Below are 13,411 nucleotides of genomic sequence, written 5' to 3'. Positions count from 1 at the left end.
GCGGCGGGCCCACGGGCCCGCATTCGATCCCGAAAAGAAATAATCCGGAATGATCTATACCCGGCGGTTATAAAAACCCTCGCGCACCCGCCGGTCGGCCGTATAAGACCTGAAACTGCCGAGGCGCATCAGGTATTCCACCGTTCTTCGGCGGGCCGGGTGACTGTGTAACCGCCACCCGGCGAGTCCGCCGCGGGCGGAGTCCGCACTGCGAGTGCACGCATCGTTACCTTCCCCGAGATGGGATACATGCAGGTCACGGATGTGGCTCGAAGTTGCGTCGGGGTCGCTGAGCAGGAATAGAACATCATCGGTATTCATAGGCTGCACCAAATCGCCTTCTGGCCGTGGCTAACCTTTACGTCTGTTGTCCCGGTGGATTCTCCGCAACCCCGACAATCGGGAGAATCCTTGGTCGTGCCGATCTGCCCACTATTCGGGCAATCGGACCGGCAGTCGTCGAAGTGCATTCTCGATAATCTCGACGACCAGCTTCGGAACGCCATAATATGCGAGGTCGAGCGAGGTCCGCAACGCCGGTTTCTGGAGCCTTTCAAAAAGCCGCCCGGAACGGCCCGGGAAGTGGAAAAGCGGGACCTCTGTGCCCGGCACGAGGGGGCAGGGGTCGGCAATCGGCCGAAGCCGCGCTCGGGTAGGGGTTCACCGGACCAGGGGCGGGGGCGCGGGCCGGCTTCTCACCACGCCGGGACCGGCCGGTGCCGGCGCAGGCGGTCGCCGACGGGCGACACGGAAGGGGGCACGGGTGCATACCATTCGCTGGCCCGGCCGACACGCGAACGGATGTCCGCCGGGCGGAGGGAGGCGCGCGCGATCGCCGCGCGCCCGGCGGTGGTGGCGAGAGGGCTCAGGCAGTGGGCCGGAGGCTGGACAGCACCCGGATAGCGTCCGACAGCGGGATCATGCGCTCCGGCTGTTCGCTGGACAGGCCCAGTTCGATGTACTGGCGGATCAGCATCGACGGAGTGAGGCAGTGCGCGGCGGCGACCTCCCGCAGGCGCTCGCGCATTTCCTGCGGGAGCTTGAGCGAGGTCGTGACCATTCCGCGTTCGACCTCGTCGGTGCTCGGCGGGAGCGGCGGCACCTGCGCGGTGTCGTCGAAGGCCAGTCCGTCGAGGAACTGTTCGGCTTCGGCGGTGCTGCGCGGGAAACCGGGGTCGTGTTCGTTATTCATCTCGGGTCGCCTCCCATGCGGTGAATTCGGCGAGCTGGCGGTCCCCCATGGGTGCGGCCATGAGGATCTGCCACCGGTCGGGGTGCGAACGCGGTCGCAGGACCACCACCAGCGGCCGCCCGTCCTCGGTGCGGCCCCACACGGTGAGTACCGCCAGTCCCTGAGCGGTGGTCGCCGGACGCGACCACCGCCGCGGCGAGTACAGCACCTCCACCACTTCCCAGGCCGCGACCTCGAAGTGCCGAAGGAACGGTTCGCTGGATGCGTGCCATTCGTACTCCACGACTGACACGATAATACCTCGGTATTACCTCGGTGACGTCGTGATCTTTCCGGGCGGCGTCATCCGGCGGCGGACGGCCGGTCCGGGAGCGTCAGCCCCAGTGGGCGGCGTCCGGTATCCCGGTGGTGAAGATGCTGTAGAAGAACTGGCCGGGCAGGAGTTCGTTCATATCGCGCCAGGCGCCGGAAGGGTCGCGCTGGTAGTAGTCCGCCACCCCGGTGCCGTTGTCGTAGCACACGATTCCGGTGCTGCCGAACGGGCTCCAGTACACCGCGGCACCCGGCCTCGGCGCGTCCAGTGGGGTGCGGAACAGGTGGTCGCAGTGACTGATCCGGGGGTCGTAGTAGGTGGGTTGCGCGGCCGCTGTCGCCGCCGTGCCGGCGCAGCCGAGAGCGGCCGTACCGATTGCGGCGATAACCCTGCGGCGGACTGTGGAACGCATATATCCTCCGGGCGGATCGGCGTCGTTCGTGAAGTGTGGGCATCGTATCCCCCGGTACCTGGATCGGACCGGGCCCACCACACCGCTCGGATCTTGATTCAAGCTAATACTTGATTGATTCAAGAAAAACGGTAAGCTCCGAATCGTGACCACGACCGCGGAGTTCGAGAACATGTTGCGCGAGGCCGCGCTCCGTGTGACCGCACCGCGTCTGGCGGTGCTGAGCGCGGTGCACGAGAGCCCGCACGCCGATACCGACTCGATCATCGGACGGGTGCGCGAATCCCTGGGCGCGGTGTCGCACCAAGCCGTGTACGACGTGCTGCGCGCGCTCACATCCGCCGGCCTGCTGCGCCGCATCCAACCCACCGGTTCGGTGGCCCGGTACGAGACCCGGGTCGCCGACAACCATCACCATCTCGTGTGCCGGAGCTGTGGCGCGATCGCCGACGTCGACTGCGCCACCGGCACCGCCCCCTGCCTGACCGCCGCCGACGACCACGGTTTCACCATCGAGGAAGCCGAGGTCATCTACTGGGGCCTGTGCCCCGACTGTTCCGTATCGCCCAGCCCGAAATGACCCCTGTTTCACCGGAAGGAACGCAGTGTCCGACAGCACCGCAGGCCAGTGCCCGTTCGCGGCCAAACACCCGACCACGGGTGCCGGCAACCGTGACTGGTGGCCGAACCAGCTCAACCTGAAGATCCTGCGCAAGAACGCGCCCGCCTCGGATCCGATGGAGCCCGACTTCGACTACGCGGCGGAGTTCGAGACCCTCGACCTGAACGAGGTCCGCCGCGATATCACCGCCATCCTGACCGACTCGCAGGACTGGTGGCCCGCCGACTTCGGTCACTACGGTCCGCTGATGGTCCGGATGGCCTGGCACAGCGCCGGCACCTACCGCACCATCGACGGCCGCGGCGGCGCCGGTGGCGGTATGCAGCGGTTCGCGCCGCTGAACAGCTGGCCCGACAACGGCAACCTGGACAAGGCCCGCCGGCTGCTGTGGCCGGTCAAGAAGAAGTACGGCAAGAAGCTGTCCTGGGCCGACCTCATGATCTTCGCCGGTAACGTCGCGCTGGAATCCATGGGATTCCAGACCTTTGGCTTCGCCGGCGGTCGCGCCGATCTTTGGGAGCCCGACGAGGACGTGTACTGGGGCCCGGAATCGGTATGGCTCGAAGACGAGCGCTACACCGGTGACCGTGACCTGGAGAGCCCGCTGGGCGCGGTCCAGATGGGCCTGATCTACGTGAACCCCGAAGGCCCGAACGGCAATCCGGACCCGCTGGCATCGGCCGTGGACATCAAGGAAACCTTCGGCCGGATGGCGATGGACCACGAGGAGACCGTCGCGCTGATCGCCGGCGGCCACACCTTCGGCAAGACCCACGGCGCCGGCGATGCCGCGCTGGTCGGTGCCGAACCCGAGGGCGGGCTCATCGAGCAGCAGGGTCTGGGCTGGAAGAGCACGCACGGCACCGGTAAGGCCAGCGACGCGATCACCAGCGGCCTGGAGGTCACCTGGACCACCAAACCGACCCAGTGGACCAACGATTTCTTCGAGATCCTGTTCGGTTACGAGTGGGAGCTCACCAAGAGCCCCGCCGGCGCCAACCAGTGGGTGGCCAAGGACGCCGACGCGATCATCCCGGACGCGCATTCGGATGCCCGCAAGAAGCCGACCATGCTGACCACCGACCTCGCCCTGCGCTTCGACCCGGAATTCGAGGTCATCTCGCGCCGCTTCCTGGAGAACCCGGACCAGTTCGCGGACGCCTTCGCCCGCGCCTGGTACAAGCTGACCCACCGCGATATGGGCCCGATCGAGCGGTACCGGGGCGCGGAGGTGCCCTCCGAGGTCCTGATCTGGCAGGATCCCATCCCGGCCGTGGACTTCGAGGTGATCGACGACGACGATATCGCCGCACTCAAGGAGCAGGTGCTGGCCGCGGGCCTGACCGTGCCGCAGCTGGTCTCCACGGCGTGGGCGTCGGCGTCGACGTTCCGGTCCAGTGACAAGCGTGGCGGCGCCAACGGCGCCCGTATCCGGCTGGAACCGCAGAAGAGCTGGGATATCAACGAACCCGAGCAGCTGGCGACCGTGCTGAGCGCGCTGGAGAAGATCCAGGAGTCGTTCAACGGCGCCCAGACCGGCGGCAAGAAGGTATCGCTGGCCGATCTGATCGTGATCGCCGGCGCCGCCGGTGTCGAGCAGGCCGCGAAGGCGGCGGGTGTGCAGATCACCGTGCCGGTGACGCCCGGTCGTAACGACGCGCTGCAGGAGCAGACCGATGTCGATTCCTTCGGTGTGCTCGAACCGCGCGCCGACGGGTTCCGCAACTACATCGGCAAGGGCCACCGGCTGCCGTCGGAGCACCTGCTCATCGACCGGGCGAACCTGCTGAACCTGACCGCGCCGGAGATGACCGTGCTGGTCGGTGGCCTGCGAGTGCTGGGCGCGAACTACAAGCAGTCGCAACTGGGTGTGTTCACCGAGAATGTCGGGACGCTGACCAACGACTTCTTCGTGAACCTGCTCGATATGGGTATCGAGTGGAAGTCGATCGACGAATCCCAGGAGACCTTCGAGGCCCGCGATACCGCGACCGGCGAGGTCAAGTGGACCGGTACCCGCTACGACCTGGTGTTCGGCTCGAACTCCGAACTGCGCGCGGTGGCCGAGGTGTACGCGGCCGACGACGCGAAGGAGAAGTTCGCGCGCGACTTCGTCACCGCGTGGACCAAGGTCATGAACGCGGATCGGTTCGACCTGGCCTGATCTCCGCCGATGTGACCGGACCGTAGCGGACGCCCGGGAGTCTTCGGACTCCTGGGCGTCCGTCGTTTCGCGGGGCGGTGCCGCCGGAAGAAGTAGTTGCCGGACTCCCCCGGCAGCGGCGTCTCCGCGGATCGCAGCGGACTCCGGGGTGCGGGGAAGATACGGACGGCCGCTGGGCCGCGGCCTGCGCTGGGATCCCGCTGGGTCATATGATGTCTCACTCCGGCAGCGGTGAGGCGCAGTAGCGTGACGATATGAGCACCGAACTTCCCGGCTTCGCCCGGCAGGCATGGCACCTGCTCGAACCGCTGCACGCCGTCACCTACTTCTCGCCCGAACCGTTGCAGGCGCTGAAGAACGCGGGCTATCGCGGGTTCTGGATGGGTTACTTCGCCGGTCGTGCCGCCCCACTCGGCGCGGCCGGGCCCGATGTGGTGCACGCGCTGTTCTACAACTTCACCATAGAGCGAGTCCGCGCGGCCCTGCCCGACGCCTGGGAGTTCGCCGCCCCGGCCGCGGCGCTGACCGCTCGCGAGGAAGGGGCCTGCGCGGCACTGCGCCGGCAACTCGGGGAACTCGCCGAGGGCCCGGAGGTCGCGGCGGCGGCCGAACTGGCAGCCCGGGCAGCCGCCGCGGCGCCGGCGGAGGGGCGGGCACTGTTCGCCGCCAACCGGGCACTACCCGAACCATGCGACCCGGTGGCGCGGTTGTGGCACGCGGCGACACTGCTGCGGGAACACCGCGGAGACGGGCATATCGCCGCACTGGTCGCTGCCGGTATCGACGGACGCGAATCGCATGTGCTGCAGACACTGTCGAACCGGGTACCCCGGGAGATCTACACGGTGTCCAGGGATTTCGACGACGCCGAATGGGCGGCGCGGCTGGACACGCTGCGCGGCAAAGGGCTGGCCGCCGCCGACGGCCCCACCGAACGAGGCAGGGCGGTCAAAGCCGAGATCGAGGCGCGCACCGACGCGGCGGCCGCACCGGCGTACGCGGTGCTGACTCCCGGCGAACGCGCGGACCTGATCGCGGCGTTGCGCCCGCTCACCCGCGCGGTCCTGGCGTCCGGGGAGATTCCGGCGGTCACCCCGATCGGATTGGACCTGCGCGAAGAATCGAACGAGCGAGCCGCGACATAGTCGTTCGACAAACGGCCCCGGCCTGGGCGACGATCACCGGCATGGCAGCGACAACGCATCGATACGAATGCCGCACCGAGTGGACCGGGGCGGGTGAGCGAGGGACGGTCGACTACCGGTCCTACGACCGCGCCCATGTCTCCCGGGCGCCGGGGCGCCCGGATCTGCTCGGTTCCGCGGACCCGGCCTTCCGTGGCGACGCGAGCCGCTGGAATCCCGAGCTGTTGCTGCTCGCCTCGCTGAGTCAGTGTCATCTGCTGTGGTATCTGCACCTCTGCGCGACCGGCGGGGTCACGGTGCTCGATTACCGGGACGACGCCGTGGGGACCATGGCCGAGGACAGTGCCGGCGGCGGCCGTTTCACCGGCGTGGAGTTGCGTCCGGTGGTCACCGTGGCGTCCGCGGAGATGACCGAGCGGGCGCGGGAACTGCACCGCGCCGCCCATGCCAAATGCTTCATCGCGGCGTCGGTGAACTTCCCGGTCACCCATTCACCGCGGATCGAGGTCGCCGGCTGAACCGGCGCGGTCCGCGTTCAGGGCCGCGGCAACCGCGTCCATGACCTGCTGCCAGTGTGTCCGCTGCCGGTCACGCTGGGCGGCACCGGACATCCTCTCCTGGTGGAATCGCAGGCGGGTCCGATTCCCGGGCGCGGGCGTGAGGGTGACCTGCACGGTGGTCGGGCCGTAGGTGAGGCGGATGCGCTCGCCGGGACGGTAGCTGCGTACTTCGCCGGTCACTCCGGTGTCGGTGCGATATCGCGCACCGGGCACGAAGTCGGGGTCGGCGCCGGGGCCCAGCCAGCAGGCCAGGCCCCCCGCGCCGGTGAGGTGGGCCCAGACGATTTCCGGGGGCAAGGGCAACGTGCGGGAGACGCCGATCTGCCAGCCCGCGTCCGCGGTGAGTCCGGTGGGCATAATGGTCAACCTTCTTTCTCCGGGGTGCGGGCGCGGTGCGCGCGCACCTTGTTGAGGTTGCCGCAGTGCTCCATCGAGCACCAGCGACGGCGGCCGGGCCGCGATGTGTCGACGTAGATGAGCTGGCAGTCGGTGGCCGAGCAGGTCCGGATCCGGCCGGCATGCGGCCCGGTGAGCAGGTCGATCGCGTCGCGGGCCACGGTCGACAGCAGTGCGATGCCGGTACTCGGGGTCCAGGCGCGGGCGCCGGTGGCGGTGATCCGGGGGGTGAGCGGTGTCGCGGCGGCGAATTCGTTCAGCACATCGAGGTCGCCGGCGGGGGACGATTCACCGTGGGAGCGGGCCCGCGCGATCTCGAAGAGAGTGTCGCGCAGGTGGCGGGCGGCGGTGACCTCGGCCGCGGTGATCGTGAGCTCGGGTGTGGGGGTGAGCCGGGACCGCCCGGCCCAGGTCGCGAGGTCGGCGGGGGTGTGCAGGATTTCGTAGACGCGATACGGGCCGGGACCGCCGGTGGGCAGCAGTTCCAGGCACAGCGCGCCGGGGTCGAAGTGGTAGTCGACGCCGGAACGGGAACGCAGCGTCAGGCCGGGGCTTGCACCTGAAGTCATGTAACCACTATAACTGGTTACATGAGCTTGGGTTGGAAACTCGTCATCGACAGCGCGAACGCGCCCGCCATCGCCGACTTCTGGGCCGCGGCCCTGGAATACGAACCGGAAGATCAGACCGCGCTGATCGACCGGCTGCTCACCGCCGGCCACCTCGATCCAGGTGCCGTCACCGAACACGGCGGCCGCAGACTCTTCCGCGGCCTCGCCGCGGTCCGGCACCCGGACGACCCGTTCGACCCCGTCACCGGTGTCGGTCAGGGCCGGCGGCTGCTGTTCCAGGACGTCCCCGAAAACAAGACCGTGAAGAACCGGCTGCACATCGATATCCACAGCGCCCCCGGCGGACTCGACGAGCTGGTATCCCGCCTCGAACAACTCGGAGCGACGCGCGTCCGGGAAGTGGATCAGGGGCCCGCCGGCCACTGGTGGGTCATGCTGGATCCCGAAGGCAACGAATTCTGCGTCTCCTGACGCCGGCCGCTACCAGACCAGCGTGAAATCCGGGATACGCACCCGGCCGAAGAAACGCTTGGCGATATCACTGCCGTCGAAGTTGTACCCGTTCATGATGTCGGCCAGTTCGGTCGCCAGCTCCTGCAACTGCGGGCTCACGCATTCGATACCGTCCTCGATCACCCACCCCCACTCCCGGGGCACATTGTCGATGGTGATGTCGATGCACCCGTGGTGCGGCAGGTCCACGGTGATCACGATCTGCACCGGCGCGTCACCGAGCGGATCCCGGACCGCCGGTTCACCGAAGCGGGTCTGCGGGGCGAACATGATGCGGCCCAAAGCGATATCGGCACGGATCATCTCGGCCACCGCCGGCAGATCGGCATGCTTACCGACTCGATGGTGACGATTACCGTAGGTGCGGTCACCGGTCGCCGAATAGCCGGAGCGGTCCAGCATCCGGTCCAGCATGCGCTGCGCGGTCGCGCGCTCGTCCGCACCGGTGTTGGGGTGCTCGATGAGAGCCCGCAGGCGCATGATCCGATGGCTCGAAATGATCGCCATAGCAGGAAAGGGTATCGAAATCGGGGCCCTTCCGGCGTCTCAGTCGCGGGTGCGTCCCCCGGAACCTCCGGCGCTCGCGATCACCGTGGTCAGATGCTCGTCCGGGGTCGGCGAGCCGTCCGCCGCACCGCGCACCGCAGCGGGCGAACGGACCGCCGTCCACACTTCCAGCACCCCGAACACGGTGATACAGCAACCCGCCACCAGCGCCAGTGTCGCGATATCGTCGAACGGCGCGATCGCGACCACCAGACCCGCGGTGAGCGTCACCAGACCGAACACTTCCTGTTTCCCACTGCCGGTGATCTCGTCGTCGTCCCACACTCCGGCCACCGCATGCGCGATCCCCCGCACCGCCCACGCCAGCCCCAGCCACATGGCCAGCAGCAGCGTCCAATCGCCGGCCCGGAAACACAGGGTCGCGGTCACCAGCGACGCCAGTGCGGCCACCAGCAGCAGCACCCGCGGGAACCGGCCCAACCGGCTCCCGAACGCCACCGCCGCCAAGGTCACCGCACTGCACAGCAGCGAGAACATGAACAGGTTGCCGACCGTGCTCAAGGATTTGTCCGGCCAGATCACCGTGGCCACCCCGATCACCACCGAACAGACCCCCATCGCCAGCACCGTCTGGCGGACACCGCGACCGAACACCGGAGCGGCGTCCGCTTCCTCGTAGGTCGGCATAGCAAAATGATATGGGTATGGACCCTGGATTGCCGCAGGGTTGCCGGGAGTGTCCGTTCAGTCCCCTGACGCCGCCGTGCGGCACCCACCCGTACCGCACCCCGAAAGCCCGACCTCCCCGACGCCACCTGCAACGGGCCGGTAGTCCACGGATCCGACGCTAGAGTCGCCCCAGCCCCACCACGTGACCCGTCAGGAGGCCGAGGTGACTGTTCCCGCGCTGGCATGGGCGTGCGCACTCGCACTGATCGCGGGCCTGCTGCTGTTCGATTTCTTCTTCCATGTCCGCACCGCGCACACGCCGTCGCTGACCGAGGCCGCGATCTGGTCGGCCGCCTACGTGGGTGTCGCCGTCCTGTTCGGGTTCGGAGTGTGGGTATTCGGCGGTCCGACCATGGGAGTCGAATACTTCGCCGGCTACCTCACCGAAAAAGCCCTGTCGGTGGACAATCTGTTCGTCTTCCTCATCATCTTGACCACCTTCCGGGTCCCCGGCGCGGCCCAGCAGAAAGTGCTGCTGGTCGGAATCGTGTTCTCGCTGGTGGTCCGTACCGGATTCATCTTCGTCGGCGCCACCCTCATCAATCGATTCGCCTGGGTGTTCTATGTGTTCGGCGCCGTCCTGCTCATCACTGCCGGGAACATGATCAAACCGGAGAGCGAGGACAGCCATACCGGGGACACCGTCGTGCTGCGGCTGGCCCGCCGGTTCCTGCACGCCACCGACAACTACGACGGCGACAAACTGGTCACCGTCGCCGGCGGCCGCCGCCGACTCACCCCGATGCTGCCGGCCATGGTCGTCATCGGCGGCACCGATGTGCTCTTCGCGCTGGACTCGATCCCCGCCATCTTCGGTCTCACCCAGAACGTTTTCCTCGTCTTCACCGCCACCGCCTTCTCCCTGCTCGGGCTGCGCCAACTGTTCTTCCTGCTCGAAGGAATGCTGGACCGCCTGATCTACCTCGGTTTCGGACTGGCCGCCATCCTCGCCTTCATCGGAGTCAAACTCGTCCTGCACGCGCTGCATCAGAACAATGTGCCGTTCATCAACCACGGGGAACCGGTCCCGGTCACCGAGATATCCACCGCCGCCTCGCTGGGAGTGATCATCGTGGTGCTCCTGGTGACCGTGGCGGCCTCGCTGCTCAGCCCCGCCGGACGCGCCCAGACCGCGGTCGCGGGCGCCCGCCGGCACGCCACCCGCTACCTCGACCTCGGCTACGAAGCCGACCAGACACTGCGCGAACGCACCTACGCGAAGATGACCGCCGAAGAGAATACGATCGCCGCGCTACCGCGCAAATACACGCGGCGTATCCGGGAGGGCGAATCCGAACTCATCGCGCTGCTCGAACGCGCCCATATCGTCCACGCCGACCGGGTGGCGCGTACCGAAGCCGGATTGCCCCTGCGCATGTGAGCCGGCAGCCGACGGAAGGTTCGGCTTCGTGGCCGGATCGAATCCCATCCTGCTGCCGGAACCTTACCCGGGTCGCGTGACCGGGTCAGCGGAGGTTGTTGCGGTCCAGCCATTCGGAGATGGCGGCGGCCAGCAGGTCCGGCCGGTCCTCGGGAGTGTGGTGGCCGGCGACCTCGTTGAACCGGCGGATGTCCAGGGCGGCGATGGTTTTCGCACACCAGTCGATGACGGCGGGTTCGGTCATCGTTCCGTACGCCGGCGTGAAGGTCACCATGAGCTTCGGTACGTCCGGGCTGGACGCCAGCCATCCGTCATATGCTTCGGCGCGCGCGACGACGTCGTTCGGTGTCCCGTCCAGCGGCATCGAACGTGCCCAGCGCAGTAGCGGGATCCGGCTTTCCCGCGTCGGGTAAGGCCGCTGGTAAACCTCCAGGTCGTCGGGGCCGAGTCGGTCCGAAATCGCACGTAGCCCGTCTGTGACGAACGAATCGTCCAAGAACATGGACTCGCCGATTCCGTCGGTCCGGATGGCGCGCCACAGGTCTCGACCGGCCTCGGGGAACTCCTCCCAGGTCATCGGTTTGACAATGGTCTCGGTGAATGCGATCCCGCGCACCCGGTCCGGATGGCGGGCGGCCCAGTCGAACGCGAGCGCGCCACCCCAGTCGTGGCCGACGAGCACCACGCGGTCCAACCTCATCGCGTCGAACCATGCCTCCAGATATCGCGCGTGGTCGGCGAACACGTAATCGATCGGTGGTTTGCCCGAGTCCCCCATGCCGATCAGGTCCGGGGCGAGCAGCCGGCCGGGACCGACGCGCGGCAGGACATTGCGCCACAGGTACGACGAGGTGGGGTTGCCGTGAAGGAAAACGATCGGCATGCCGGTGCCGGTTTCGCGGTGGTGGATGGTCGAGTCGAGTACACGGGTGTCGGGCATGGATGTCCTTTCAGAGGTTGAGAGCGAGGACGCGATCGACCGCGATCTCGATGACGACCCGTCCGGTGGGGTCGGGCGGAGTGGATCCGTAGCGCCGTTGGTAGCGGTGGGCGGCGCGGGCTATACGGTCGGCGGCATCGGAAAGGGTCGCGGCACCTTCGAGCGTCACCCAGCGGAAACCGTCCGGCTGGCAGAGGGCCACGCGCCCACCGCCGGCCACGTTCCGTGCCTTACGAGAGGTGGCGACCGTCAGGACGCGGGCCGTGCTCGTCACGGCGTCCCAGGTGAACCGTACCGGTGCGACATGTGGTGTCCCGTCGGAGCGGATCGTGGTGAGGGTCGCGATCCGCGGCTCGGCGAGGAACGCATTGATGTCGGTCTTCACCGGAATGCGTCGGCAGTGCGGGTGGCCCAGTCGGCGAAGGTGCGCGGGGCGCGACCGAGCACATACGCCACGTCGGGGCTGATGCGCTGCTCGGCGGGCAGTGGGTTGCCGAGGATGGCCAAGGTACCGTCGACGACCGGTTCGGGCATGAACGTGAGCATCTGGGCACGTGCCTCGTCGCGGGTCTGTTCGATGTAGTGCACCGGTGCGCCGAGTGCGGCGCCGATGGCCGCGGCCCGGCCACGCGGGGTGACCAGGTCCGGGCCGGTCAGCTCGTATGTCCGGCCGACGTGTCCGTCCTCGCGCAGCGTCACTGCGGCGACCGCCGCAACGTCGGCCGGGTCCACCGTCGGCAGCCCGATGCTGCCGAATGGTGCTGCGGCAGTGCGAGTTCTCCGGATGGACTCGACCCATGCGAACGCATTGGAGTCGAGGGCGCCGGAGCGCAGGATCGTCCAGTCCAATCCGCTGCCACGCACTGCGGCCTCGAACATCGCTGCGTGTCCGTACGCAGCCGGTCGTGTGCCGGCGCCCTGGGAAGACATCAGCACGACCCGCTGGACTCCCTTTTCCTTGGCAATGCCGAGGATCGCATCCGGATCATCGCCGGCGACGAGCAGGAACAACGCGTCGGCTCCGTCGAACGCGTCCCGCAGGCCCTCCGGGGCACCGAGATCGGCCGCCCGGTGCCTCACGCTGTCGGGCAATGGCCCGGGTCGGCGGGACACGGCCGCTACGTCCTCGCCCGCAGCCGTGAGGGCTCGGACCAGCTCGCTGCCGACGTTTCCGGTTGCGCCGGTTACTACGATCATTTGCATCCTTAGTTAGTTGACTGACTAACAAGGAGGTTAGTTGCGCCTCGCCGATATGTCTAGACTTAGTCAGGTGACTCACCCAACTGTGCGAGAACCGGGCAAACGGGAACGACTGACTGCCGCCGCGGCCACCGTCCTGCACGAGCAGGGAGTCGAGAAGACGACACTCGCCGACATCGCGCGCGCCGCCGACGTACCCGTCGGGAACATCTACTACTACTTCAAGACCAAGGACGAGCTGGTCGAGGCCGCCATCGGCGTGCACGGCGACACGCTGCGCGCGCTACTCGCCCAGCTCGACTCACTGCCCACCCCGCGCCAGAGGCTCGAGGCGCTCGTCCGCGGCTGGGTCGATCAGCGCGATCTCGCCGCGCGATACGGGTGCCCCACCGGCACGTTGGCTTCGGAACTGGACAAGCGCGCCGACGGCCTGGACCAGAAGCTGGCCGAGCATATGCGCAGCCTGGTCGACTGGACCGAACGGCAGTTCCACGAGATGGGACACCAGCGCGATGCGCGCGAGTTGGCCGTCGCGCTGATCGCGGCATATCAAGGGATCTCGGTACTGACCAACACGTTCCGCGAGCCCGAGCTGATGGCCACCGAGGGCCGCCGTCTGCAACGCTGGATCGACTCCCTCTAACCCGCAAGAGTGAGCGGCTGTATCCGACCCGCGAACCCGCAACCGCGCAACTCACGCCGCCTTGGCGCGACTTTCCGCGCCAGTGGACTGAACGTGGCGCTTCGCTGTCTCGGTGGTGTCGC

Annotated in this window: 17 protein-coding genes; 7 read left to right on the top strand and 10 right to left on the bottom strand. The window is 67.7% G+C overall.

Translation table 11 applies throughout. The annotated features are described in order from the left end of the window. Positions 1-865 precede the first annotated feature (865 nt). From ON38_RS11060 to ON38_RS11050, 3 genes are all read right to left on the bottom strand, one after another. The gene (locus ON38_RS11060) at positions 866-1,192 is read right to left on the bottom strand and encodes a hypothetical protein (protein WP_039824546.1); all 327 of its coding nucleotides are present in this window, start codon (positions 1,190-1,192) and stop codon (positions 866-868) included. Then, positions 1,185-1,484 carry a hypothetical protein gene (locus tag ON38_RS11055; RefSeq protein ID WP_157181729.1) on the bottom strand — a complete coding sequence of 100 codons (300 nt, stop codon included), beginning with the start codon at positions 1,482-1,484 and terminating at the stop codon, positions 1,185-1,187. Before ON38_RS11055 ends, ON38_RS11060 begins: the two co-directional genes overlap by 8 nt. Before the next feature lie 82 nt (positions 1,485-1,566). Continuing rightward, positions 1,567-1,917, bottom strand: a complete 351-nt coding sequence (locus tag ON38_RS11050; RefSeq protein WP_039824545.1) for a hypothetical protein — start codon at positions 1,915-1,917, stop codon at positions 1,567-1,569. Between the two features lie 172 nt (positions 1,918-2,089). Here ON38_RS11050 and ON38_RS11045 point away from each other — a divergent pair, with 172 nt between their 5' ends. The 4 genes from ON38_RS11045 to ON38_RS11030 all read left to right on the top strand — a co-directional run bounded on the left by ON38_RS11045 (position 2,090) and on the right by ON38_RS11030 (position 6,366). Beyond that, positions 2,090-2,497, top strand: coding sequence for a Fur family transcriptional regulator (locus ON38_RS11045; protein WP_435828085.1), 408 nt, complete (start codon positions 2,090-2,092; stop codon positions 2,495-2,497). A 25-nt stretch (positions 2,498-2,522) separates the two neighbouring features. Continuing rightward, positions 2,523-4,703, top strand: a complete 2,181-nt coding sequence (gene katG, locus ON38_RS11040; protein WP_039824542.1) for a catalase/peroxidase HPI — start codon at positions 2,523-2,525, stop codon at positions 4,701-4,703. A gap of 254 nt (positions 4,704-4,957) precedes the next feature. After that, positions 4,958-5,848, top strand: a complete 891-nt coding sequence (locus tag ON38_RS11035; RefSeq protein WP_039824540.1) for an SCO6745 family protein — start codon at positions 4,958-4,960, stop codon at positions 5,846-5,848. Between the two features lie 41 nt (positions 5,849-5,889). Continuing rightward, positions 5,890-6,366, top strand: coding sequence for an OsmC family protein (locus ON38_RS11030; protein WP_039824539.1), 477 nt, complete (start codon positions 5,890-5,892; stop codon positions 6,364-6,366). Here the strand turns inward: ON38_RS11030 and ON38_RS11025 are convergent. Then, positions 6,340-6,765: an SRPBCC family protein gene (locus tag ON38_RS11025; protein WP_039824538.1), complete on the bottom strand. Its 426-nt coding sequence runs from the start codon at positions 6,763-6,765 to the stop codon at positions 6,340-6,342. The two genes, ON38_RS11030 and ON38_RS11025, sit on opposite strands and share 27 nt — an antisense overlap. Positions 6,766-6,770: 5 nt before the next feature. Next, a complete protein-coding gene (locus ON38_RS11020; RefSeq protein ID WP_039824536.1) occupies positions 6,771-7,373 on the bottom strand; it encodes a CGNR zinc finger domain-containing protein in 603 nt (200 codons plus the stop codon). A 21-nt stretch (positions 7,374-7,394) separates the two neighbouring features. On the opposite strand from ON38_RS11020, the gene ON38_RS11015 reads away from it, so the two are divergent. Continuing rightward, positions 7,395-7,847 (top strand): VOC family protein, encoded by a 453-nt coding sequence (locus tag ON38_RS11015; protein ID WP_039824535.1) that lies wholly within the window; start codon positions 7,395-7,397, stop codon positions 7,845-7,847. Positions 7,848-7,856: 9 nt separating this feature from the next. On the opposite strand, the gene ON38_RS11010 is transcribed toward ON38_RS11015, so the two are convergent. Both ON38_RS11010 and ON38_RS11005 read right to left on the bottom strand, forming a co-directional pair. Next, positions 7,857-8,396, bottom strand: coding sequence for a hypothetical protein (locus ON38_RS11010; protein WP_039824534.1), 540 nt, complete (start codon positions 8,394-8,396; stop codon positions 7,857-7,859). A 39-nt stretch (positions 8,397-8,435) separates the two neighbouring features. Further along, the gene (locus tag ON38_RS11005; protein ID WP_051164595.1) at positions 8,436-9,083 is read right to left on the bottom strand and encodes a DUF308 domain-containing protein; all 648 of its coding nucleotides are present in this window, start codon (positions 9,081-9,083) and stop codon (positions 8,436-8,438) included. A gap of 205 nt (positions 9,084-9,288) precedes the next feature. On the opposite strand from ON38_RS11005, the gene ON38_RS11000 reads away from it, so the two are divergent. Next, complete coding sequence (locus ON38_RS11000; protein ID WP_039824595.1) at positions 9,289-10,506, top strand: TerC/Alx family metal homeostasis membrane protein; 1,218 nt, start codon at positions 9,289-9,291, stop codon at positions 10,504-10,506. Between the two features lie 85 nt (positions 10,507-10,591). Here the strand turns inward: ON38_RS11000 and ON38_RS10995 are convergent, their stop codons facing one another. Genes ON38_RS10995 through ON38_RS10985 form a run of 3 tightly spaced genes read right to left on the bottom strand, consistent with a single transcriptional unit; the run spans position 10,592 to position 12,643 of the window. After that, positions 10,592-11,446, bottom strand: a complete 855-nt coding sequence (locus ON38_RS10995) for a haloalkane dehalogenase (protein WP_039824532.1) — start codon at positions 11,444-11,446, stop codon at positions 10,592-10,594. 10 nt (positions 11,447-11,456) lie between these two features. Beyond that, positions 11,457-11,831 (bottom strand): pyridoxamine 5'-phosphate oxidase family protein, encoded by a 375-nt coding sequence (locus ON38_RS10990; RefSeq protein ID WP_245563998.1) that lies wholly within the window; start codon positions 11,829-11,831, stop codon positions 11,457-11,459. Continuing rightward, the gene (locus ON38_RS10985; protein WP_039824530.1) at positions 11,828-12,643 is read right to left on the bottom strand and encodes an SDR family oxidoreductase; all 816 of its coding nucleotides are present in this window, start codon (positions 12,641-12,643) and stop codon (positions 11,828-11,830) included. The genes ON38_RS10990 and ON38_RS10985 overlap by 4 nt, the downstream gene beginning before the upstream one ends. Before the next feature lie 73 nt (positions 12,644-12,716). Here ON38_RS10985 and ON38_RS10980 point away from each other — a divergent pair, with 73 nt between their 5' ends. Next, positions 12,717-13,289 (top strand): TetR/AcrR family transcriptional regulator, encoded by a 573-nt coding sequence (locus ON38_RS10980; RefSeq protein ID WP_039824529.1) that lies wholly within the window; start codon positions 12,717-12,719, stop codon positions 13,287-13,289. Positions 13,290-13,411: the final 122 nt, after the last annotated feature.

This window comes from Nocardia testacea NBRC 100365 (assembly GCF_000308775.1).
GTDB lineage: Bacteria > Actinomycetota > Actinomycetes > Mycobacteriales > Mycobacteriaceae > Nocardia > Nocardia testacea.
The sequence above is the reverse complement of the archived record's forward strand: the minus strand, read 5'-3'. Positions and strand labels throughout refer to the sequence as shown.